The organism is Streptomyces sp. NPDC058662 (genome assembly GCF_042716255.1).
In the GTDB taxonomy this organism is placed as follows: domain Bacteria; phylum Actinomycetota; class Actinomycetes; order Streptomycetales; family Streptomycetaceae; genus Streptomyces.
In genome coordinates, this window is the sequence record NZ_JBHXRU010000100.1 from 1 (window position 1) to 21810 (window position 21810).

A 21810-nucleotide genomic window follows, 5' to 3' on the forward strand; every position below is an offset into this window, starting at 1 on the left:
ACGGCGGACCGGGCCCTTCGGCCTTCCCGGACACCCCCGGGGCCCCCTTGCCCCCCGGTGTCCCCCCGGTCCCCAGAGGCGCCCCCCGGCGCCCCGGAGTTCTTCGGCGCGGCTATGCGGTCATGTCGTACGGCACCGTTTCGAGGCGCGCCGTACCGACGAGTGCCTCGAAGACCTCCTCGCCGCTCTGCACGCCGGTCACTCGGACGCGGGCGGGCCCGGTGCGCTCGGCGTGGATCCAGAGCGGGGAGCCGAACTCGGCGTACCGCTGGTAGGTACTGGTGACGGAGGCCGGCAGGACCGCGGGGGCCGGGGTCAGCGCCACGGCGGCCTGGCGGGCGGCCTCCAGCAGGACCATGCCCGGGAGGTGGTCGCCGAGGTGGTCGAAGAGCACCGGGTGCCGGGTGTCGTAGCGCAGCTGCCAGGTGGCGTCGGCGCCGGGCTGCTGCGGGGCCGCGGCGAGGACCACGTCGAAGGGGGAGTACCGCCCGACCTGGGCCGGTTGGAGCGGGGCCGAGGGCAGCGAGGGGATCGGCCGCTGGTCGAGGTGTCCCGCGCGCAGCCGGCGGTACACGGCGGGCGAGGCGACGGTGTAGCCGACGTCGCCGGTGGCCAGGACGGTCTCGCCGTGGCGCATAGTGACCTGGTAGCGCAGCGCCTGGAGTTGCGTCCCGCGCATGCGGACCTCGGCGCACACGACGTCGAGGTCGACGCCGGCCGGGGTGTCGCCGATGAGCAGGTGCTCCGGTGCGGTCGTGTAGTCGAGGCTCCACAGCAGGAACTGGTGGCCGAGCGGCACTTCGAAGGCCTGGTGGGCCACGTAGGAGCCGACCTGCCGGATCGTCTCGCAGATGATCATCGGGTCGTAGTGGGTGCCGGCTATGGGCGTGAAGAAGCTGTGTCCGCGCGGGAGTTGGGCGGTCACGTGGAACCGGTCCTCGGCCGGGCGGCACATACCGGTGAGGAAGACCTCGGCGACGGCGGCGCGGTGGACGAGTTCGCGGGGCACGGTGGTGGTCAGCCGTCCGTGGGGGGCGTCGTCGCACGTGGAGTTCACTGCGGGAAGGGTGGGCTGTGTCTGGCCGTCCGCCGGTTCCAAAGTCGTGAACATGAGCTTCCCCGAGATCATGGCCGGAAGGTCCAACCTCGCTTTATGTCGCGAAGTACGTACTCCGGGTTTGATTGACAGGTAGAGGATTACCTGATGATCGCGTCGTCCCGGACCCGGAAGTGACGTAAACCACAGACGAATGTGCGCTGCGCGGGGTAAGTAAGGTGGGTTTACGTGCAGGTCGGGCGCATTGAGCTGGACGTTCTCGCAACCATGTCCATTTTCGGCCAACCGGCCGCATCGCGACGGATGTCGGGTATCTTTTGGTCGGCGGCAGCCGCGTACCGAGGAGTATTTTTCTGGGGGCCCTCCCGGCGGCGTGTGGCCGAAGTGCATCCCTCGCACGATCCGTCCCGACGGGGCCGCCCGCGCGTCCTGCCACTGCTCGGCCCCCGCCGATTGGAGACCGATGCACGCCCTCCGGCACCCCGACCCGCTGGGGCACCTGCGGCTCGCCGCCGTGAACATCGACGGGGTCCTGCTCAGCGACACCTTCAGCCCGGTGATCCACCGGTTCATCACCAGCCGGGGCGGGGTCTACAGCGCCGAGGTGGAGCGCTCGATCTTCTCCCAGAACCGTCTCGCGGCCGGCCGCGCGCTCGGCGCGGCCGCCGGTGTGGACTGGGCGCCGGAGAAGGTGCTGGACGTCTACTTCGAGGAACGCGCCGCCTACCTCGCCGAACACCCCCTCCAGTTGGTGCCCGGAGCGGAGGAGCTGCTGCACCGGCTGCGCTCCCTGGGGCTGCGCACGATCTGCTACGGCGGCCTGGACAAGCGCCACTTCGACACCTACCTCGGCGGGTACGCGCACCTCTTCGACGCGCCGGGCTACATCTGCACGAACGACTTCCGTCCCGGCATCCGCGAGATCGCGGTCGACGCCTTCGGCCTGGACTACGACCGGGTGGTCTTCGTCGACGACGTCGCCCGGGTCGCCGAGGCCTCCCGCGACCTGCGGGTCCCCTTCATCGGGCACCCGAGCGGCTTCGAGCACGGGTTCCAGGCGCGGCTGATGCGCGACGCCGGCGTCCGCCACCTGGTCGGCTCGCTGGACGAGATCGACGAGACCCTGCTGCGCGCGGTCGACGCCGAGGCCGCCGAAGGCCTCGTCTGGGCCGCCTGAGAAAGGCGCACCCCGCCCGCACGCCGCGCTCGCCGCCGTGCGAGGTTTCATCCAGCACAAACGACGTGCGCACGCGCGTACGGCGTTCGCACTCCCCACCACCGCATCACCCCCGCCCGGTCGCGGGTCGGGGCGCATGAAGGAGAGACATGGCAGCGGAGCGGATGCTCGACGGCAAGGTCGCGCTGATCACCGGGGCGAGCAGCGGCATCGGGGCGGCGGCGGGGCGCGTCTTCGCGCGCGAGGGCGCGCGGGTGGTGCTCGTCGCCCGCCGCGAGGACCGGCTGAAAGCCCTGACCGAGGAACTGCGCGCGGGTGGCGCGGAAGCCGAGTACGCCGTGGCCGACGTGACCCGCCGTACGGACACCGCGGCCGCCGTGGAGCTGGCCGTCGCGCGCTTCGGCCGGCTGGACTGCGCCTTCAACAACGCCGGCTGGGGAGTCGGACGTACGCCCCTGCACGAGATGGGCGACGACCTCTACGACGAGATCATGGACGTCAACCTGCGGGGCGTGTGGAACTGCCTGCGCGACGAGATCGGCGCCATGCTGCGGACCGGCGGCGGGACCATCGTCAACAACAGCAGCGTCGGCGGTCTGGTGGCGACGCCCGTGGCGGCGCCGTACGTCGCCGCCAAGCATGCGGTGATCGGCCTGACCAAGGCCGCCGCGGCCGAGTACGCGGCGCAGGGGATCCGTATCAACGCGGTGGCCCCGGGCACGACGCGGACCGAAGTGGTGCAGGAGTGGTTCGCGGCCGTGCCGGGCATGGAGGAGCAGCTGCACGCCGCTACGCCGCAGCCGCGCACGGCCGAACCCGAGGAGATCGCGGAGGCCGCGGCATGGCTGTGCAGTTCTCGTGCGTCTTTCGTCACCGGCGTCACGATGCCGGTGGACGGAGGCTTCACAATGGTGTGAAACTGTACTCAGAGGTACGTACCCGGGGGCATGTATTGCCGGTCGATCGGGGGCATGGAGAGGGACAGAGGCATATATGAGGGCTCAACGACCCCAGGTCAAGCAGGACCGTGCGGTGCGCACCCGTCAGGCGATCCTGGAGGCCGCCGCCGTGGTGTTCGAGGACCGCGGGTACGACGCCGCGAAGCTGACGGACATCGTCCGGATGGCCAACGTCACGAAGGGTGCGCTGTACTTCCACTTCGACTCGAAGGAAGACCTGGCGCAGGCCGTCATCGACGCCCAGGTGGGAATGGTCCCGGCCTTCACGCCCCAGGAGTTCAAGGCGCAGGAGTTCGTCGACATCGGCATGATCTTCTCGCACCGCCTCCAGCACGACGTGCTGATGCGCGGCAGCGCGCGGCTGACCCTGGAGCAGAACGGCAGGGCCCTCGACCGCGCCGCCCCGTACCAGGGCTGGATCGACCTGCACACCGCGCTGATGGTGGAGGCGAAGGAGCGCGGTGAACTGCTCTCCCACGTGGACCCGGCCGGGCCATCACGCCTGGTGGTGGGCGCTTTCGCGGGATTGAACGTCATGTCCCAGACGCTCGGGCTGAACCTCGACGAGGAGGTGTCGGCGCTCTACACGAGCGTGATGCCCAGCCTGGTGGTCTCGGCCGTGGCGATCAGGCTGGACACCGCGCCGGGTCGCGGCGGGCGCGCGCTGCACGGACCGAACGGGGCGCACATGTGCGACTGTTCGAGCATGCGGCCGTGGGCTCCGCTCTCGGGCGGCGTCGGTACGGAAGGCGAGGACCCGGTCCGGATGCAGGCCGAGGCCGCCGCCGGCTGACCACCGGCCGGGTGCGCGGCGGGGCCTCGCCGCGCAGCCGACCGGGCCCCTTCCGGGTCTGGCCGTGCCGCCCGGCCGCCGCCCGGCCGCTGGCCGGTCCCCCTCTTTCGCCGGCCTCTTCCCCGCCTCCCTGTCGCGCTCCGCGTACGGACGCGGCCCTCGCGAGGGCCTCTCGCACTTCCCGGGCCCCCGTCCCTCCGGACGGGGGCCCGGTCTCTTTTCGCGGGCTGGGTGCCTCTGACAGTAGCCAGAAACAAAATCCCGGGTATTATTTTATGAGCGGGTTCTCGTCGATCGAGCCCTGCCCTGCCCTGGGAGAAACTGTGGACATTGACGTACTCGGAGGACTCGCCGTCCTTGAGAACGGCGTGCCCGTCGTGCCCGCCGCACCGCCCGCACGACAGGTCCTGGCCGTCCTCGCCGGATATGCCGACCAGACGGTGCCGGTCGCCGTTCTCGCCGAGGAGCTGGAGGCGTACGCCCCGCCCGAGCACACGCGGGCGGTCCTGCACTCCTGTGTACGGCAGTTGCGCGGGCGGCTCGCCGCGGCGGTCGACCAGGGCGGGGCGCGCAGCGCCGCCACGATGCTGGTGCAGACTCCCGGCGGCTATCTCCTCGACACCGGCGGAGGCCGTTGTGACCTGTGGGAATTCTCCCGCGAGGCGGGCGCCGGCTACCGGGCGATGGCGCGCGGCGACTACGAGGCGGCCGCCCGCCGGCTGCGCGGAGCGCTGGGGCTGTGGCGGGGCCCGGCCTTCGACGGGGTGGACCACGGGCCCCGGCTGGCCGAGCTGATCGCAGGCCTGGAGGCCACCCGCAAGTCGGTCATGGAGCAGTGGGTGGAGGCCGAACTGGCCCTGGGGCGGCGCCGCGAAGCGGCTTTTGACCCGGTCGGTGGGGCGCCCCTCCGGTCCGGCGCGGCGCCCGTCCGGTCCGGGGAGGGGGACACGGGGTGGGGGCGGCGGCACGCTCCGGCGGCTGCCGTTCGACCTTTTCCCGCCAGCGGGGCGGAGACCGATTTCCACCGGTCCGAGGCCGCGGTCCCGAGCGAAACATACCGGCTGCGCCACTCTGTTCTGCCCGGCCGGTCCGGAGCGGCCGCCTCCGCGGCACCGGTCGCCTCGACGGCGGGCTCGGAGGGGGCGGCGGGTGGCCTGGTGCCGGCCTTTGCCGTGCCGGTGGCCTCGGTGGCGGACACGGCGCCGGTCGCCGCAGCGGCGGGTGCCGAGGGGGCGGAGGGTGGCCTGGTGTCGGCCTTCGCCGTGCCGGATGCCGCAGCGGGGCGCGGGGAGACGGCCGGGGCGGACACCGCGCCGGTTGCCGGGGAGGCGGGCTCGGAGGGGGCGGAGGGCGGCCCGGCGTCGGCCTTCGTCGTGCCGGTCGCCTCGGCGGCGGGTTCCGAGATGGCGGCGGGTGGCCCGGCGCCGGTCTTTGCCGTGCCGGGTGCCGCGGCGGCGCGCGGGGAGACGGCTGCGGCGGACATGGCGCCGGTTGCCGGGGAGGCGGAGCCCGACGAGGTCCGCGACTCCCGCGGGTACGCGGCGGCGCGGGCGGGTGCGGTGGCGGCTGCCCGCGGGGTGGACGCGGAGGCGGCGGGGGTTGATGCGGTGCGTACCCGCGCGGTGGGGGCTGGTTGGTGGCGCTCCGGGGTGGCCTCGTCGGACGTGGTGGCGGCTGCCGACGGGGCGGACGTGGAAGCGGCGGGGGCTGATGGGGTGCGTACCCGTGCGGTTGCGCCTGCCGGCGGGGTGCGGGCGGAAGCGGCGGGGGCTGATGCGGTGCGTACCCGTGCGGTGCGGGCCGGGGCATGGTTGGACGACGGGGGGCGGGCCGAGGCGGCACGCAGGGCGCGGATCGGAGTGCCGCCTGGCGAGGGCACGGCGGAGGGCGCCGCGGCGCGTACCGGCGACCCGCGGTACGGCGACGTCGTCACCGTCGACTTCGGAACCCGTTCCGCCGTGCGCCGCACCGCGCGACGCCGCCCCCTGTCGCCGTCCGTGGCCTGAGCTCGCCGGGGCCCCCGCCCGTCGCGGCGCCCCTTGCCGGCGACGCCGGATCGGTACGCGGGGTCCACGGCCTCGCCTGCCACGACGGAGGCGGCCCAACCCCTGTGCCGGAGCACCCGGCCGCGGCGGCGCCGCTACGTGCGCGGCCCGGCTCAGCTCTTCTGCCGCCGCCACGTGTGCGGCCCCGCTACGCCGCCGCCGCGTGTGCGGCCCCGCTACGCCGCCGCCGTGTGTGCGGCCCGGCTCTGCCGCCTGAGGGACCGGCCCGGCGCCGCCGCATGAGAGACCGGCCCGGCGCCGCCGCATGTGGGACCGGCCTGGCGCCGCCGCATGTGGGACCGGCCCGGCGCCGCCGCTCGCGAGACCGGCCCCGGGCGCCTCGCCCGCTGGGTGACCCCTTACGGGACCGGATCGTCACCGCCCCACCTCGGGGGCGCCTGGTGCCAGGCGGTTTCGGGGGAGCGGGCCGGCTCCGTCCCGGAGCGTGCGGCAGTGGCCGCCCTCTCGGGACCGGCGGGAAAGCGGCAGTACCCGCCCCAGCGTGCGCGGCAGCGGCCGCTCGCGCGTGAGCGGCCGGACAGCCTGACCGGGGAGGCCGTCGTGCCACGGCGGTACAACGCGCAGGCGGCGCCGTGCGCTTCGCGACCATCGGCTCGGGCATGCGCCGACGGGGTACCCCGGACACCGCGTCAGGCGCCCCCGATGCGATGCCCCATCGCGACCAGCGGCTCCGGGCTGCGCCGACGGGGTACATCGGACACCGCGTCCGGCGCCCCCCGATGCGGTGTCTCGTTGCGACCAGAGGATCCGGGCTGCGCCGACGGGGCGCCCCGGCCGCCGCGCCGGGCGCCCGCCCGATTCGGCGTCCTGTCGCAGGCGGTGGCGCAGGGGCTCGCGCGGTTCCGTGTCCCGGTGCAGAGGGTGGCGCAGGGCCCCCGCGCGGGCTCCGCATGCCACGGCGGCCCCGCGTATGCGGCTCGGCCGCGCCGGGCGGGAGCTCGCATCCCGCGCAGTCCCGGTGGGAGCGGCGCGGTGCCTCGGGGTCCGCATGCCACGGCGCGGTGGTCCCGCATCTGCGGCTCGGCGGACCGAGGGGGGCTGGCAGCCCGCGCAGTCTCCGGCGGAAGCGGCCCAGTGCCTGGGTCCGCAGATGCCAGACCACTGCGGCGCTGCGGCTCGGCGGCCCCAGGCGGGGGCTCGCGTCCCGCGTCGCCCCGGCGGTCCCCGGGTGGGGGGTGGCGTCCGTGCGGTCTTAGGGTCCGCATGCCACGGTGGCCCGGGCGTTGCGGCCCCCCGGCCGGGGGGGGCGCGTCCCGGTCAGTGGCGGTGGGAGCGGCAGCCCGCAGGCCGCGGCCGTTCCGGCGGGGGCCGGGGCCGCGGGTGAATGCCCGCCCCGCCGGGGTGGGCCCGCTTGACCCGTGGGCTGGGGGGAACTTAGGTTCGCACGGCTTGATTCCGCCGTTCCGGGACGGGGTCGGCCGCAGCGGGATAGAGGGGTCATGACCTGGGACAACGAGACCGGCGCGCTCGCCGTGCTGGAGCTCCTCGCCCAGGAGGCGCCCCCGGCGCGCTTCGACGAGCTGCTGCCCGCCGCGCTGCACTCCGGCGCCGACGAGGCCGCGCTGACCCGCCTCGCCCGGGCCACCTCCCTGGCCCGTACCGTCCTGGCCGGCGTCGAGCGGGGCCGCGCCCGCGAGGCGGCGCTCTCCGCGCTCGTCGACACCGCGCACGACCTGACCTCGCCGTACGACCTCGACACCCTGCTCCGCGTGATCACCCGCCGCGCCCGTCGCCTGCTCAACTTCGACATGGCGTACGTGAGCCTGCGCCGCCCCGACGGCACCTCCTACGTCCACACCTCCGAGGGCGACACCACCGCCGTGGGCGTCGGGCTGGAACTGGGCGCCGGACCGACCCTCGGCACCCTCGCCCAGCAGCGCCGCGCCGCCGTGTGGAGTGCCGACTACCCCTCGGACGACACCGTCCCGCACGGCCCCGCCGTCGACGAGGTGGTCCGCGCCGAGGGCCTGCACGCCGTCATCGCCGTCCCCCTGCGGCACGGCGACTCCACCCTGGGCGCGCTGTACTGCGCGGACCGCACGGTCCGGCACTTCACCCCGGACGAGGTCGGGGTGCTGCTCTCCCTCGCGGACCTCGCCGCGATCGCCATCCAGAAGGCCGGCCAGCTGGAGCGCACCCGGGACGAGTTCGCCGGGCTGGAGCAGCTGAACGCGGCGACCAACACGGCCCTGACCCGGGTCCGCCACCTGTGGGACTGCCACGCGCGGCTGGTCCGCCTGGTGCTCGACGGCGCCCGCCTCCCCGCCGTGGCACGCGCGACCGCGGACGCGCTGGACGGTGTGCTCCAGGTACGGGACGCCGGGGGCGGGGTGCTGACGGCGGCCGACGAACTTCCCGGCCTCGACGAGGAGGCCGTCGACCGGGCCGCGCTGCAGGCGCACACCGGCCGGAGCCCCGTACCGCTGCCCGGTGACGTCTGGGTGGCGCCGGTGACGGCCGGCGCGGAGAACCTCGGGGTGCTGGTGCTGCGCGCGTCCGCCCCGCTGACGGAGGAGGACGTCCGGCTGCTGGAGCTGGCGGCGCACTCGGTGGCCGCGCTGCTGCTGATCCAGCGCGGTACGGCGGCGGCCGAGGGCCCGGTGCGCGACGAGTTGCTGCAGGACCTGCTGAGCCGGCCGCACCGCACCGACCTGGACCTGCGCGAGCGCACCCGCCGTCTGGGGCTCGACCTGGACGTGCCGCACGTGGTGGTCGTGGCCCGGCCCGAGGGAGGGGAGCTGGGGAAGGCGGTCGCCTGGGCGAGTTCGTACGCGTACCGCCACAACGGCCTCAAAGCCGTCCGGCGCGGCCGGATCGTGCTCCTGCTGCCCGGTGAGGACGCCTCGGCGGCCGCCCGCCGGGTCTCGGCGGAGCTCTCCCCGCTCCTCGGGCACCCCGTCTCCACCGGAGCGGCCGGCCCCGCCCGCGGCGCCCCGAGCGTGGCCTCCACCTACGAGGAGGCCTCCCGCTGCCTGGACGCCCTCACGGCACTCGACGGGGCGGGCGGCTCGGCCTCGCTGAGCGAACTGGGCTTCCTGGGGCTGCTGCTGTCGGCCGACCACGACGTGGACGCGTTCATCCGCGCCACGATCGGCCCGGTCCTGGAGTACGACGTCACCCGCCAGACCGAGCTCACCCACACGCTGGAGGCGTACTACGACTCCGGCTGCAGCCCCACGCACGCCGCGGAGGCCCTGCACGTCCACCCGAACACGGTCTCCCGCCGCCTGGAGCGGATCGCGGAACTGCTGGGCGAGGGCTGGCAGAAGCCGGCCCGCGCGCTGGACCTCCAGATGGCGCTGCGCCTGCGCAGGACCCGGGCGGTCCTCCAGGACCGCCGCGGGGCGCCGCCGGAGAGCTGATCCCCGACGGGCTGACCGCTCCCCCCGCGGACGCGGTCAACCCGTGGGGGCCAGCTCCGCCTGTGGCCGTACGGCGGCGGCAGCGGCGGCGCCGGCGGTGCGGCGCGCGCCGAGCTGGGCCGGGACCGTACGGGGCTCCGGGCCGGTGCGGGAGCCCTGCCGGACGCGCGCGCCGAGCTCCGCCTTGGCGGCCTCCGGTGCGCTGCGGGCTCCCTCGGGGCGGACCTCCGGGCGCAGCCGGGAGGCCAGTGCGGGGCGGATCGCCGAGCGGCCGCGCGCGACCGGCACGGAGGCACCGGCGAGCTCGGACCCGGCCGTCCGCCCGACGGGCGTCCCCCCGGTGGTCGCCTGCCCGGCGGCCGTGCGCGCAGCGGCCGAGTGCCCGCCGGTCGCCCGCCCCGCCGCCGCCGTCCGGCCCGCCGGGACCGGGGTGCCCATGCCCCCGCCCAGGGCGAGGGCCGCGTGGGCGACCGACGCGAGCGTCGCGTGCCGGTTCCAACCGGGCAGCGAGCGGCCCGAGAAGTCCCGCAGCCCGACCTCCTGGACGCTCAGCCGGGCAGCCTCCTCGACCCGCAGCGCCTGCTTCGTCATGCGCATCAGCGCGGGCGGCGGAGTCCTCGCCATGTCCGTCACCCACAGCTCCGTCGGCAGCCGGCGCGCGTCCGTCCACTCACCGAACAGCAGCATCTCGCGCCGCCGCCCGGACGAGGGGTCCGGCACCAGGACCCGGACCGTCGCCATGAGCGACCCGGACCGGGTCCCCGGCCGCTGCGGGTCGGCCCAGTCCACCGGCATGCGCAGGCCCCGTACGTTCTGCAGGATGTCCCGGGCGGCGAGCGTGCCCGCCCCGTACCCGGGCAGCGCCGGGTCGCTCACGAGCAGCCGCGCGGTGGGGCTGACCCGCGCCACCACCGGCACCTTGGCCTCGGCGAAGCGATTCAGGGTGAAGCGGGTCCCGATGTCGCGGATGTCCAGGACCACCGGGCGGACGGGCAGCCGCCCCTCGCGGACGTGCTCCAGCACCCCGCTCACCGCGCACGCCTCGTACGACTCCTCCGCGGGCCCGTCCTCCGGGTGGAACAGCCGCCACCCCACCGGGGTCGTCACCCCGGCCGCACCGGCCGAGGTGAACCAGGTGCCGAAGGCCTGCTGGCCCCGGAACATCTGCCCCTGGTGCGGGTCGAAGCGGTGCCCGGCCCCCACCGAGTGGTCCCCGCCCTTCGGGATCGCCATCGGCTGCAGCACCCACGCGCCCAGCGGGGTGGTCCGCCCCAGGTAGCGCGTGAGGGCGGCGCGGATCGGCTCCCAGTCCCAGGTGGAGCTGGCGATGAAGTGGTGCAGCGCCTGCTCCGCGGCCGGTCCGGCGGGCCCGATGTGCCGGGCGATGTTCCGGATCGACTTGCGGCCCTCGGCGGCGAGCAGAGCGCGTACGTACTGGCGCCCGCGCTCGCGCTGGTCCCGGCGCCGCAGCGAGGTGAACACCGCCGCGCACAGCTCCTCGGCCGCGTCGTCCACCGGACCCCCCCGGATCCGGCCGGCCCGAGTGCCCTCGATGGCGCTGGTGTTCACGACTTCCCCCTTCGTCGACGGCACCCCAACGGTCCGCCGCGGGGCCCCCGCGGGGGGAGGTGCGCCGGGCACACACCTGGGCCGCCGGGTGGTGGGGGGCCCACCACCCCGGCGCCGGAGCAGGGGTGATGCCCGCTCACACCGGGCGCCGCGGCGCCGGGGGCGGCGTGGGGCGGCGTGCGGGCCGCGTACGGGCGGCCCCGCGCCGCGCGTGCCGCCCCCGTCCCGGCAAGGCCGCGCGGCCGCGCGGCCGGCGCCCGCGTGCCGCCCCGCATACCCCAGACTGGGCCCATGTCCATTCACCAGAACCTGCTCGGGGGCCCCGCCCCCACCCACCTCCCCGACGAGCCGGGCCGCGCGGCCGTCGCGGCGGGCACGCCCGCCGTCGAGGTGGCCGCAGCACACCCGACCTCCTCCCTCGCCTGGGCGCTGCTGGCCGACGAGGCCTTCGCCGCCGGCCGCGCCGTCGAGTCGTACGCGTACGCCCGTACCGGCTACCACCGCGGCCTGGACGCGCTGCGCCGGGCCGGCTGGAAGGGCCACGGCCCGGTGCCGTGGGAGCACGAGCCGAACCAGGGCTTCCTGCGCGCCCTGCACGCCCTGGCCCGCGCGGCCGGGGCGATCGGCGAGAAGGAGGAGTACGAGCGCTGCTCGACCTTCCTGCGCGACTCCTCGCCGACGGCGGCGGACACGCTGGACGCCTGAGCCGGGCCCGGCCGACCGGCGGGGAGCCCGACGCGGGAAACATGACCTGCGTCACTCCCCGCTGGAGCCCCGCCGGGGGAGGGTCCTATGATGCGGGCAGGGGACCGGGGCTCCACTCACCTCACGGAAGGGGCGGACCGCTACCCGGAAGCACGTGTCGAGGAGACAGCGATGTCGAACACCCTTGATGCCTCCGGAGCCGGTTCGGACACCCCGAACCTCGACTTCGCCGGCACGACCCCCTACGAGGACTATGTCCAGGCGGACGTCCTCACCCACCTCCAGCACCTGCGCTCGGACGACCCGGGCGAGATGGTCTTCCTGGTCACCACCCAGGTCATGGAGCTGTGGTTCACGGTCATCGTCCACGAGTGGGAGACGGCGGCCCGCGCGCTGCGCGAGGACCGGATCCCCGTCGCGATGGACGCGCTGAAACGATCCCTCCGCGAACTGGAGGCGCTCAACGCCTCCTGGCGTCCGCTCGCCCAGCTCACCCCGGGCCAGTTCAACTCCTACCGCTCCGCGCTCGGCGAGGGCTCCGGCTTCCAGTCGGCGATGTACCGCCGGATGGAGTTCCTGCTCGGCGACAAGTCGGCCTCCATGCTGGTCCCGCACCGGGGCGCGCCGCGCGTCCACGCGGAGCTGGAGAAGGCCCTCCACGAGCCCAGCCTCTACGACGAGGTACTGCGCCTGCTGGCCCGCCGCGGCCTGCCGGTCCCGGCCGCCGTGCTGGACCGCGACCTCGCGCAGCGCTACGAGCCCTCGCCCGAGGTCGAGGCCGTCTGGACCGCGCTCTACGGCTCCCCGGACGAGAACCTCGACCTGCACCGCCTCGGCGAGGTCCTCACCGACGTCGCCGAGCTCGTCTGGCGCTGGCGCAACGACCACCTGGTCGCCACCCGGCGCGCGATGGGCGCCAAGACCGGTACGGGCGGCTCCGCCGGCGTGGCGTGGCTGGAGAAGCGCGCGACGAAGAACGTCTTCCCCGAGCTGTGGACGGCGCGCAGCCATGTTTGACGCGACCCAGATACCCGGCGGGCCGGGCGCGGGCGTCCTGGTCGCCCGCGCCGCCGCCCTCGACGCCGCCGACGAGCTCGGCAAGCTCCGCGAGCGGTTCACCCTCCCCGAGGGCGTCGTCTACCTCGACGGCAACTCCCTCGGCGCGCTCCCGGCAGGCGTCGCGGCCGCCACGGCCGACGTCGTCGCCCGCCAGTGGGGCGAGCTCCTCATCCGCTCCTGGGACGAGAGCGGCTGGTGGACCGCGCCCGAGCGCATCGGCGACAGGATCGCCCCGCTCCTCGGCGCCGCCCCCGGCCAGGTGGTCGTGGGCGACTCCACGAGCGTCAACCTCTTCAAGGCCCTGGTCGGCGCGGCCCGCCTCGCCTCCCCGATGCGCGGCAAGATGCTGGTCGACGCCTCCACCTTCCCGACCGACGGCTACATCGCCGAGTCGGCCGCCCGGATGACCGGCCTGGCCGTCACCCCGGTGGACCCCTCGCGGGCGGCCGAGGAGATGGACGGGGACACCGCCGTCGTCCTGCTCAACCACGTCGACTACAAGACCGGCCGGCTGCACGACCTCCCCGGCCTCACCGCCGCCGCGCACGAGGCGGGGGCCCTGATCGTCTGGGATCTCTGCCACTCCGCCGGAGCCCTGCCCGTCGGCCTCGACGAGCACGGCGTCGACCTCGCGGTCGGCTGCACGTACAAGTACCTCAACGGCGGTCCCGGAGCGCCGGCGTACCTGTACATCGCCGGCCGCCACCAGGCCGGCTTCGACTCCCCGCTGCCCGGCTGGAACGGCCACGCCGAGCCCTTCGCGATGACCCCGGGCTACCTGCCGGCCGAGGGCGCCGCGCGCGGCCGGGTCGGCACCCCGGACATCCTGTCCATGCTGGCGCTGGAGTCGGCGCTCGACGCCTGGGACGGGGTCTCGGTCGAGGCCGTCCGGGCCAAGTCCCTCGCGCTGGGCGACTTCTTCCTGGCGTGTGTGGCGGAGTACGTCCCGCAGGGGAGGGTCGAGTCGGTCACCCCGGTCGAACACGACCGGCGCGGCAGCCAGGTCTCGCTGCGCACCGACAACGCCCGCGAGGTCATGCGCGAGCTCATCTCCCGGGGCGTCGTCGGCGACTTCCGCGCCCCTGACGTCCTGCGCTTCGGCTTCACTCCGCTGTACGTCGGATTCGCCGACGCGGAGCGTGCCGCACGCACACTGGGTCACATTTTCGGGTGACCTTCTAGCGAAACGTCACCTCACAGGGCGGGCGGGGCCACGGCTCCGCCCGCTCCGGCACATCCCGGGCCCCGCACGGAACGCCGCGTTCCAGACTGATACGGTCCCGCTCTGCCGGAACACCGGAACATCTGTCCCCGCTGTCCCACGCGTTACCGAGAGGTTGAGCCGATGACGGACCCCGCCGCAGTGGAACGGGACGCCGCCGAGGCCGCCTCGGCCTTCTCCCATCCGCCCGTCGCGCCCGACGCGACCGCCGCGTACGGGGAGCACCCCGACCAGCTCGTGGACTTCTACGCCCCCCGCGGCGAGGGCCCCGAGAAAGTCCCGCTGATCGTGGTCCTGCACGGCGGTGCCTGGCGCGCCCCGTACGACCGGCAGCACATCACCCCCTTCGTCGACTTCCTCGCGCGCCGGGGCTTCGCCGTGGCCAACGTCGAGTACCGGCGCGGGAGTTCCCTGCCGCACCAGGATGCCGAGGGGCCGATGGCCGGCCGCTGGCCGGAGACCTTCGACGACGTCGCCGCCGCCATGGACGCCCTCCCGGGACTGGCGGCCGTCGCGCTGCCGCGGGCCGACGTCCGCCGGGTGGTGGTCACCGGGCACTCCGCCGGCGGCCAGCTGGCGCTGTGGGCCGCGGCCCGGCACGTGCTCCCGCAGGGGTCCGCGTGGAGGCTGCCTTCCCCGCCGATGCTGCGCGGCGTGGTGGCGCTGGCCCCGATCGCGGACTTCGCGGTGGCGGAGGAGCTGGGCGTGTGCGGGGGCGCCAGTGCGCAACTTCTGGGCGGGGCGGAGCACTTCACCACCCGTCTGCCCTTCGCGGACCCGGCGGCCCTGCTGCCGACCGGTATCGCCACGGCGGTGGTGCACGGCCGGGACGACATCGTGGTGCCGGCGCGGGTGGCGGAGTCGTACGTGGACGCGGCGGCGAGGGCGGGGGAGACGGTGGGGCTGACCCTGCTGGACGGGGCCGGTCACTTCCCGCTGATCGACCCGGCGGCGGACGCCTGCGCGGTGGTGGCCGAGGAGATCTCGCAGCTCGCCTGGTAGAGCCCGGCGGCGCGGTGCAGGAGCAGCGCGTGCACGAGTCGGTCCCCGGCGCCCGGTGGACACCGCCAGGCGAGCGGCCAGCAGCCGTCGCGCTCCGGTACGGGTACGAAGCTCGTACGCAGCGGCCCCGAGGTCAGCCGGGTGAATCCGGGCGGCCACATCCGGTATGCCGCCCCGCCGACGGGGATCAGGAAGTACACGGGCCGGCGGCCGTTGGCCTGGACGACGATGGGCCCGGGGTCACCCCCTGTGAGCGTGGCGAGGAGATCGGCGAGGTTCCGTCCGGTGTCACCGTCCACACGTACGGCGTCAAATTGCACGCCTGCCTTGCGCATAGCGATTCCCCTGGCCGGGATCCAGCGGGGGGCCCGCGCGTCGGCGGCGTCACTTTCAGTGTTCATGAGACGAGTCTGATGGTCCCGCCCTACCGTTTTCCATGGCTCCGACTCGACGGGGCGAAACGGTAGGAACTCGACCTGTGGTGGTAGTGCCTGGTTGAGTCCGGTTGAGCGGGGGTGCCATGGCGAAGGCGGCCAACAAGGAGACGGCGGGTGGGACGACTCGCCTGGTGTCGCACCTGGCCCGCGCGTTGCGCGAGAAGGAGAAACTGACGCAGAGGGAGCTGGGGGAGAAGCTCGGCTACTCGGCCGCTGCCATCAGCGCATTGGAGACCTGTGCGCAGCCCGCGAGTGACGAGATGCTGATCGGGTTGGAGGAGGCGATCGGTGACGGCCTCGGTGTCTTCGAGGTGGCGCGCGAGCTTGTCAGGCTGGACAGGTATCCGGCTCAGTTCAAGGACTTCGCGGGCCTGGAACAGAAGACGTTGGCGGCGTCCTCGTATCAGCCGCTCGTGATCGACGGAATCTTCCAAACGAGGGCCTATGCTTCCGCGCTGATCAACGGGAGCTTTCCTCCGGTTTCGGACCGACGCGTTGCGGAACTGGTCGACGGCCGGATGGCGCGGAAGGCCTTGTTCGACCGGGACCCGGTGGCACTGATCGAGCTGGTCGTGGAGGAGTCCGTGCTTACGCGCCGGGTCGGCACCGAGGAGGTGATGCAGGCCCAGATGCAGTGCCTGCTCCACTACGCCCGGCGACGCAACGTCACCCTCCAGGTCCTGCCGCCGAACCGGGGCGAGCGCACCGATCACGTCGGCCTGTACGGCCCGCTCAAACTCGTCGAAACACCCTCCCATGATCATCTGGTCTATCTGGAGGTGCAGGACGAAGGCCTGCTGATCAGCGACCCGGCAAAGGTGAGCATGTACACACAGCGGTATGCAAAGATCCGCGCACAGGCCCTTAGCCCTGATGAATCGCTGGGCCTCATCGAGAGGTTGGCGGGAGAGCATCAATGAGCAGCACACTACGGTGGTTCAAGTCGAGCTACAGCAATCCCAGTGGGGGTGATTGCGTCGAGGTGGCCGCGTGCCCCGTGGCCGTGCATGTGCGGGACTCCAAGAATCCCGGGCCGACGCTCACCCTGGCCGGCGAGGCCTGGGCCGATTTCACGGGGTGGGCTGCCCGTTAATCGGGCACGCCGGGACAGAGCCGGGCCAATTCCCCCCGCCCGCCCGGATACCCCGGTGATCGCCCGCTCGGCGCTATGTAGGCTGTGCGCGAGCTCATGCTGAGCGCGTTCAAAAGCTGAAAAACGGGGGGTTCGGTGCGCAATCGCCGACTCGCAATATCCGCTGCCGTCGTGGCGGCGAGCATCATCTCCGTACCCGGTACGGCTCAGGCCGCCGATCCGGTCAAGCCCGCCGTGCAGGGGGCGGGAGCGCCCGCCTTCGAGCCGAGGGCGGGCGCGGCGGAAGCGTTCGGGACCTTCACCGGCGCCGCCGCCGCCGACAGCACGAGGCTGGCCATCTTCCTGAGCGCCCGGATGTCGTCGGCGCACGGTTTCGAGCTGACGACCTCCCTCAGCCGCGGGAATCCGCCGCTGGAGGCCACCATCGACTGGGGCGACGGGACCACGGAGACGGTGCACGTCTCCGGTAGCTCGGAGCTGCGGACCACGCACGTCTACAAGGAGCTCGGCGAGTACACGATCAAGGCCGCCGTGGCCGACCCCGTCCTCGGGACATCCGCCTCGAACGAGGTGCGGGTCAAGACGATGGGCTCGGAGTTCACCCCGTACGGTCCCAGCCGCCTGCTGGACACCCGCAGCGGTACGGGCACGGCGAGGGCCAAGGTCGGCGCGTACTCCTCCGCCCGCCTGAAGGTCGCCGGGAACGGCTCCATCCCCGCCGGGGTCACCGCCGTCGCCCTCAACGTGACCGCCACCAACACCACCAGCGCCGGGCACGTGAGCGTCTTCGCCTCCGGCACCCGGCGACCGACCGCGTCGAACATCAACTACGAGGCCGGCCGGACCGTCCCGAACCTGGTGATCGCGCGGGTCGGGGCGGACGGCTACGTCGAGCTGTACAACGGCGGCTGGGAGCCGATCGACCTCATCGCCGACGCGACCGGCTACTTCACCCAGGCGGAGGCGAGCGGGTACGTCCCCAAGGCCCCGATCCGGATCGTCGACACCCGCTACGGGATCGGCGCGCGGCGCGGGCCGGTCGCCGGCCAGGGCTCCTTCACCGTCAAGGCGGCCCCGGGCGCCACGGCCGTCGCGCTGAACGTGACGGTCACCGACCCGCGGGAGGCCGGCCACCTGACCGTCCACCCGGCCGGGCAGGCGGCGCCGACCACGTCCAACGTGAACTTCACCGCCGGGCAGACGGTCGCCAACTCCGTGATCGTGCCGGTCGGCGGGAACGGCGAGATCACCGTCCGCAACGGCGCCTGGGCCTCGTCCGACGTCATCGTGGACCTGGTCGGCACGTACGGCACCGACAGCGACGGCGCCTACGTGGCGGTCGAGCCGGTCCGGCAGATCGACACGCGCGAGAGCTGGTCCAAGGGGCCGTGGCCCGCGCGCGAGTACATCTGGCAGGCCTTCTCGGCCGGGCAGGAGGCCTGGGTGCTGAACACCACGGTCACCAACACGCTCGGCGCCGGCTTCCTGTCGGTCGCTCCGGACACCAACACCCTGGGCGACTACACCGACAAGACCGCCTACCCGCCGGCCCGTCCGGTCTCCTCCACCCTGAACTGGTCGAAGGGCGGCACGGTCGCCAACCTGGTCCAGGCGAGCTCCGGCAACTTCGGCATCGTCGACTTCTGGAACCAGGGCTGGGACAGCGCCGACCTGGTCGTCGACATCTTCGGCTACTACGAGAGCGAGTAGCCGAGCAGAACTCCGCGGCTCCCCGGGGCCGGCCCGTCGGCCGCCCCGGGGACGCCCGTCCTTCCTTCACCACACGCACACGAACAGAAATGGGGCTCGGTGCTCAATCGCCGACTCGTCATGTCCGCTGCCGCCGTCGTCACGGCGAGCATTGCGCTCATACCCGGAACGGCCCAGGCGGCCGACCCGGTCAAGCCCGCCGCCCAAGCGGTCTCCACTCCCGCCGTCGACCTCAAGAAGGCCGCGGCGGCCGCCTTCCAGCCCGCCACCAGCCCGGCGGGGCGTACGGTCCGGCAGGCGGCGCCGGCGGCCAGGAGCGGGGCCGCCGCCGCCCCGCAGAGCGCCGACACGGCCCAGGACGTCACCATCGGCCTGACGGCCGAGGGCACGAGCGGGCGCGGGCTGGAGCTCACCTTCGACATCACGAGCCCCGACGCGCGGCTCGACGTCGAGATCCTGTGGGGGGACGGCTACAAGGACAGCGCCGCCTCCTACGGCTCCAGCACGACCGTCCGGCCGCACCTGTACACCGAGGTCGGCGTGTACGAGGTCGAGGTGGTCGTGACCGACCACGACACCAACGCCAAGTACGCCAACTCCGTCACGTTCGCGACGTGGGGTTCCGAGTTCACCCCGTACGGCCCCACGCGTCTGCTCGACACGCGTAACGGCACGGGCGCCGTCCGCGCCCCCGCCCGCCCGTACTCCTCGACCAGGCTGAAGGTCGGCGGGAACGGCGGGATCCCGGCCGACGCCACGGCCGTGGCCCTCAACGTCACCGTCACCAACTCCTCCGCCGCCGGACACGTCACCGTGTTCCCGGCCGGCACGGACCGCCCGACGACCTCGAACGTCAACTACGAGGCCCGCCAGACCGTCCCGAACCTGGTGATCGTGCCGGTCGGCGAGGACGGCTACGTCGAGCTGTACAACGGCGGCTGGGAGTCGGTCGACCTGCTCGCGGACGTCACCGGCTACTTCAGCAACAAGGCGTCCAGCGGCTACGTGCCGCTGAACCCGGTCCGTGCCGTGGACACCCGTGCGGGCCTCGGCGCGGCGAAGGCCCCGGTCGCGGGCCAGTCGTCGTTCGACGTGAAGATCTCCGGCGCCAACAGCATCCCGTACGGCCTCAAGGCCGTGGCGCTGAACGTGACCGTGACCGCCCCGAAGGAGGCCGGTCACCTGACCGTCTACCCGACCGGGCAGGCCGCGCCGTCCACATCCAACGTGAACTTCACGGCGGGCCAGACGGTCGCCAACTCGGTCATCGTCCCGGTCGGTCCCGACGGGAGGATCAGCATCCGCAACGGCGCGTGGAACACCACCGAGGTGGTGGTCGACGTCGTCGGCTACTACACGCCGGAGAGCTGGAACACCTTCGTGCCCGTGCTGCCGGAGCGGCTGCTGGACACCCGGAGCGCCGACTGGGGGCTCGGTCCGCTGCCCGGGCGGGAGTACCTGCCCCTGCCCGTGTCCCCGGACGTCGTCGGCATCACCGGCTACGCGCTGAACACGACGGTCACCAACACGCGGGGCGACGGCTTCCTGTCGGTCGCCCCGGACCCGAACACGGCAGCGCAGTACGACAACCGCACGGCCGTGGTCCCGCCGCGCCCGGTCTCCTCCGCCCTGAACTGGACGCGGGGCAGGACCGTCCCGAACCTGGTGCAGGCGAGCGCCGGGGACACCGGCATCGTCGACTTCTGGAACCAGGGCTGGGACGACGCCGACGTGATCGTCGACATCTTCGGCTACTACGACAACAAGTAGCCGAGCAGAACTCCGCACGTCCCGGGGCCGGCCCGTCGGCCGGCCCCGGGACGGCGTATCCCGCACACCGCACACCGCACACACGTGAACAGAATTGGGGGGCCGGTGCGCAATCGCCGACTCGTAATGTCCGCCGCCGCTGTCGTCGCGGCAGGCATCGGTGTCATACCCGCCACGGCGCAGGCCGCCGATCCGGGCCCGCAGGGCGCGCGCGTGGTGGCGCCGTCCAACGGCGACGTGAAGAAGGGCGCGCAGTCCGCGCTCAAGAAGTTCACCAGCCCGGCCGAGCGCTCGGTCACCACCAGCCTTCCCGCGGCCGGGGGCGGGGCCGGAGCGGTCCAGCGCGCGCAGGGCGCCGAGGACGGCAACCCGAACCTGGCGATGGTGCTGGACGCGCAGTCCATGTCCGCCCACGGGTTCCACCTGGTCACCGCGATCTCCAGCGCGGACGCCTCGCTCAACGTCACCGTCGACTGGGGCGACAGCACCCCCGCCGACCAGGGCGACGCCTACGGCTCCGCCGAGCTGTCGTACCAGCACAGCTACAAGGAGCTCGGCAAGTACAACGTCACGGTCACCGTGGAGGACCCGGTGAACCAGAAGAAGGTCACCAACGTCCTGGAGATCGAGACCGCGGGCTCCGACTTCACCCCGTACGGTCCCACCCGTCTGCTGGACACCCGCAGCGGCACGGGCGCCGCGAAGGGCAAGGTCGCGGCGTACTCCTCGGCCAAGCTGCAGGTCGGCGGGAACGGCGGGATCCCGGCCGGGGTCACGGCCGTGGCCCTCAACGTCACCGTCACCAACGCCACCAGCGGTGGCCACGTGACCGTCTTCGGCTCGGGCACGGCCCGGCCGACGACCTCGAACGTCAACTTCGAGCCGGGCCAGACCGTGCCGAACCTGGTGATCGTGCCGGTCGGCAAGGACGGCAAGGTCGAACTCTTCAACGGCGGCTGGGAGGGCGTCGACCTCATCGCCGACGTCACCGGCTACTTCGGGCGGAAGGCGTCCAGCGGCTACACCGGCCGCGACCCGCAGCGCCTCGTCGACACCCGCGAGGGCCTCGGCACCGCGCGCGGCCAGCTCGGCGGCCAGAAGACCTTCACCGTCAAGGTGGCGGAGCCGGGACAGGCCACGGCCGTCGCGCTCAACATGACCGTCACCAACCCGCGCGAGGCCGGCCACCTGACCGCCTACCCGGCCGGGCAGGCGGCGCCGACCACGTCCAACGTGAACTTCACGGCGGGCCAGACGGTCGCCAACGCGGTGATCGTGCCGGTGGGCGCGGACGGCCGCATCACCGTCCGCAACGGCGCCTGGGCCGGCGCCGACGTCATCGTGGACATCGTCGGCGCGTACGGCACCTCCAGCCAGGGCGCCTACATGCCCGTCGAGCCGTGGCGCATGATCGACACCCGTGCCGCGAACTGGCCGTACGGACCGGTGTCCCCCCGCGGCTATGTCGTCAGGGACGTCTCCGCGGGCTGGCCGCACGTCTCCGGGTACGTGATGAACACGACGGTCACCAACACGCGGGGCGACGGCTTCCTCTCGGTGGCCCCGGACCCGAACACGTGGGAGTCGATCGAGAACGGCACCGACGTGTGGCCGCCGCGTCCGATCGCCTCCACCCTGAACTGGACGAAGGGCAAGACCGTCCCGAACCTGGTCCAGGTGAGCTCCGGCAACAACGGCGTCGTCGACTTCTGGAACCAGGGCTGGGAGGAAGCCGACCTGATCGTCGACATGTTCGGCTACTACGAGACGAACTGAGGCGGCGCACCACGCCCGAGTAGTGCCCCGGCGCCCCGGGACCGGCTCCCCGC

Annotated in this window: 17 protein-coding genes; 14 read left to right on the plus strand and 3 right to left on the minus strand. The window is 73.6% G+C overall.

What is annotated here, in order from left to right:
* Positions 1-112 precede the first annotated feature (112 nt).
* A complete protein-coding gene (locus ACFWUQ_RS26250; RefSeq protein ID WP_384542676.1) occupies positions 113-1111 on the minus strand; it encodes a ScbA/BarX family gamma-butyrolactone biosynthesis protein in 999 nt (332 codons plus the stop codon).
* 409 nt (positions 1112-1520) lie between these two features.
* On the opposite strand from ACFWUQ_RS26250, the gene ACFWUQ_RS26255 reads away from it, so the two are divergent.
* From ACFWUQ_RS26255 to ACFWUQ_RS26275, 5 genes are all read left to right on the plus strand, one after another.
* Positions 1521-2234 carry an HAD family hydrolase gene (locus ACFWUQ_RS26255; RefSeq protein WP_384542678.1) on the plus strand — a complete coding sequence of 238 codons (714 nt, stop codon included), beginning with the start codon at positions 1521-1523 and terminating at the stop codon, positions 2232-2234.
* A 149-nt stretch (positions 2235-2383) separates the two neighbouring features.
* Positions 2384-3151 carry an SDR family NAD(P)-dependent oxidoreductase gene (locus tag ACFWUQ_RS26260; RefSeq protein ID WP_384542681.1) on the plus strand — a complete coding sequence of 256 codons (768 nt, stop codon included), beginning with the start codon at positions 2384-2386 and terminating at the stop codon, positions 3149-3151.
* Between the two features lie 115 nt (positions 3152-3266).
* Positions 3267-3986: a ScbR family autoregulator-binding transcription factor gene (locus ACFWUQ_RS26265; protein ID WP_384542684.1), complete on the plus strand. Its 720-nt coding sequence runs from the start codon at positions 3267-3269 to the stop codon at positions 3984-3986.
* Positions 3987-4309: 323 nt separating this feature from the next.
* Positions 4310-5992 (plus strand): BTAD domain-containing putative transcriptional regulator, encoded by a 1683-nt coding sequence (locus ACFWUQ_RS26270; RefSeq protein WP_384542686.1) that lies wholly within the window; start codon positions 4310-4312, stop codon positions 5990-5992.
* Positions 5993-7491: 1499 nt separating this feature from the next.
* The gene (locus ACFWUQ_RS26275; RefSeq protein WP_384542689.1) at positions 7492-9414 is read left to right on the plus strand and encodes a helix-turn-helix domain-containing protein; all 1923 of its coding nucleotides are present in this window, start codon (positions 7492-7494) and stop codon (positions 9412-9414) included.
* Between the two features lie 36 nt (positions 9415-9450).
* Here ACFWUQ_RS26275 and ACFWUQ_RS26280 read toward each other — a convergent pair whose 3' ends face one another.
* A complete protein-coding gene (locus ACFWUQ_RS26280; RefSeq protein WP_384542692.1) occupies positions 9451-10983 on the minus strand; it encodes an IS701 family transposase in 1533 nt (510 codons plus the stop codon).
* A gap of 291 nt (positions 10984-11274) precedes the next feature.
* Here ACFWUQ_RS26280 and ACFWUQ_RS26285 point away from each other — a divergent pair, with 291 nt between their 5' ends.
* From ACFWUQ_RS26285 to ACFWUQ_RS26300, 4 genes are all read left to right on the plus strand, one after another.
* Complete coding sequence (locus tag ACFWUQ_RS26285) at positions 11275-11688, plus strand: DUF3151 domain-containing protein (protein ID WP_384542695.1); 414 nt, start codon at positions 11275-11277, stop codon at positions 11686-11688.
* Between the two features lie 171 nt (positions 11689-11859).
* Entirely contained in the window at positions 11860-12705 is an 846-nt protein-coding gene (locus ACFWUQ_RS26290; RefSeq protein ID WP_384542698.1) for a tryptophan 2,3-dioxygenase, read from the plus strand.
* The gene (kynU, locus tag ACFWUQ_RS26295) at positions 12698-13921 is read left to right on the plus strand and encodes a kynureninase (RefSeq protein WP_384542701.1); all 1224 of its coding nucleotides are present in this window, start codon (positions 12698-12700) and stop codon (positions 13919-13921) included. The genes ACFWUQ_RS26290 and kynU overlap by 8 nt, the downstream gene beginning before the upstream one ends.
* 171 nt (positions 13922-14092) lie before the next feature.
* Positions 14093-14971, plus strand: a complete 879-nt coding sequence (locus ACFWUQ_RS26300) for an alpha/beta hydrolase family protein (protein WP_384542703.1) — start codon at positions 14093-14095, stop codon at positions 14969-14971.
* On the opposite strand, the gene ACFWUQ_RS26305 is transcribed toward ACFWUQ_RS26300, so the two are convergent.
* Positions 14896-15372 (minus strand): hypothetical protein, encoded by a 477-nt coding sequence (locus ACFWUQ_RS26305; RefSeq protein WP_384542706.1) that lies wholly within the window; start codon positions 15370-15372, stop codon positions 14896-14898. The genes ACFWUQ_RS26300 and ACFWUQ_RS26305 overlap by 76 nt on opposite strands.
* A gap of 119 nt (positions 15373-15491) precedes the next feature.
* On the opposite strand from ACFWUQ_RS26305, the gene ACFWUQ_RS26310 reads away from it, so the two are divergent.
* The 5 genes from ACFWUQ_RS26310 to ACFWUQ_RS26330 all read left to right on the plus strand — a co-directional run bounded on the left by ACFWUQ_RS26310 (position 15492) and on the right by ACFWUQ_RS26330 (position 21757).
* Positions 15492-16328: a helix-turn-helix transcriptional regulator gene (locus tag ACFWUQ_RS26310; RefSeq protein WP_384542709.1), complete on the plus strand. Its 837-nt coding sequence runs from the start codon at positions 15492-15494 to the stop codon at positions 16326-16328.
* Positions 16325-16501, plus strand: a complete 177-nt coding sequence (locus ACFWUQ_RS26315) for a DUF397 domain-containing protein (RefSeq protein ID WP_384542711.1) — start codon at positions 16325-16327, stop codon at positions 16499-16501. Before ACFWUQ_RS26310 ends, ACFWUQ_RS26315 begins: the two co-directional genes overlap by 4 nt.
* 171 nt (positions 16502-16672) lie before the next feature.
* The gene (locus ACFWUQ_RS26320; protein ID WP_384542713.1) at positions 16673-18211 is read left to right on the plus strand and encodes a hypothetical protein; all 1539 of its coding nucleotides are present in this window, start codon (positions 16673-16675) and stop codon (positions 18209-18211) included.
* A 99-nt stretch (positions 18212-18310) separates the two neighbouring features.
* Positions 18311-19981, plus strand: a complete 1671-nt coding sequence (locus ACFWUQ_RS26325; protein ID WP_384542715.1) for a hypothetical protein — start codon at positions 18311-18313, stop codon at positions 19979-19981.
* Positions 19982-20107: 126 nt separating this feature from the next.
* Positions 20108-21757, plus strand: coding sequence for a hypothetical protein (locus ACFWUQ_RS26330; RefSeq protein ID WP_384542718.1), 1650 nt, complete (start codon positions 20108-20110; stop codon positions 21755-21757).
* Positions 21758-21810 lie beyond the last annotated feature (53 nt).

Excerpts from the sequence above, each read along its gene's own strand:
- ACFWUQ_RS26250 (WP_384542676.1), bottom strand. The coding sequence starts at position 1,111 with ATGTTCACGACTTTGGAACCGGCGGACGGCCAGACACAGCCCACCCTT.
- ACFWUQ_RS26255 (WP_384542678.1), top strand. The coding sequence starts at position 1,521 with ATGCACGCCCTCCGGCACCCCGACCCGCTGGGGCACCTGCGGCTCGCC.
- ACFWUQ_RS26260 (WP_384542681.1), top strand. The coding sequence starts at position 2,384 with ATGGCAGCGGAGCGGATGCTCGACGGCAAGGTCGCGCTGATCACCGGG.
- ACFWUQ_RS26275 (WP_384542689.1), top strand. The coding sequence starts at position 7,492 with ATGACCTGGGACAACGAGACCGGCGCGCTCGCCGTGCTGGAGCTCCTC.
- ACFWUQ_RS26285 (WP_384542695.1), top strand. The coding sequence starts at position 11,275 with ATGTCCATTCACCAGAACCTGCTCGGGGGCCCCGCCCCCACCCACCTC.
- ACFWUQ_RS26290 (WP_384542698.1), top strand. The coding sequence starts at position 11,860 with ATGTCGAACACCCTTGATGCCTCCGGAGCCGGTTCGGACACCCCGAAC.
- kynU (WP_384542701.1), top strand. The coding sequence starts at position 12,698 with ATGTTTGACGCGACCCAGATACCCGGCGGGCCGGGCGCGGGCGTCCTG.
- ACFWUQ_RS26300 (WP_384542703.1), top strand. The coding sequence starts at position 14,093 with ATGACGGACCCCGCCGCAGTGGAACGGGACGCCGCCGAGGCCGCCTCG.
- ACFWUQ_RS26305 (WP_384542706.1), bottom strand. The coding sequence starts at position 15,372 with ATGAACACTGAAAGTGACGCCGCCGACGCGCGGGCCCCCCGCTGGATC.
- ACFWUQ_RS26310 (WP_384542709.1), top strand. The coding sequence starts at position 15,492 with ATGGCGAAGGCGGCCAACAAGGAGACGGCGGGTGGGACGACTCGCCTG.
- ACFWUQ_RS26315 (WP_384542711.1), top strand. The coding sequence starts at position 16,325 with ATGAGCAGCACACTACGGTGGTTCAAGTCGAGCTACAGCAATCCCAGT.
- ACFWUQ_RS26330 (WP_384542718.1), top strand. The coding sequence starts at position 20,108 with ATGTCCGCCGCCGCTGTCGTCGCGGCAGGCATCGGTGTCATACCCGCC.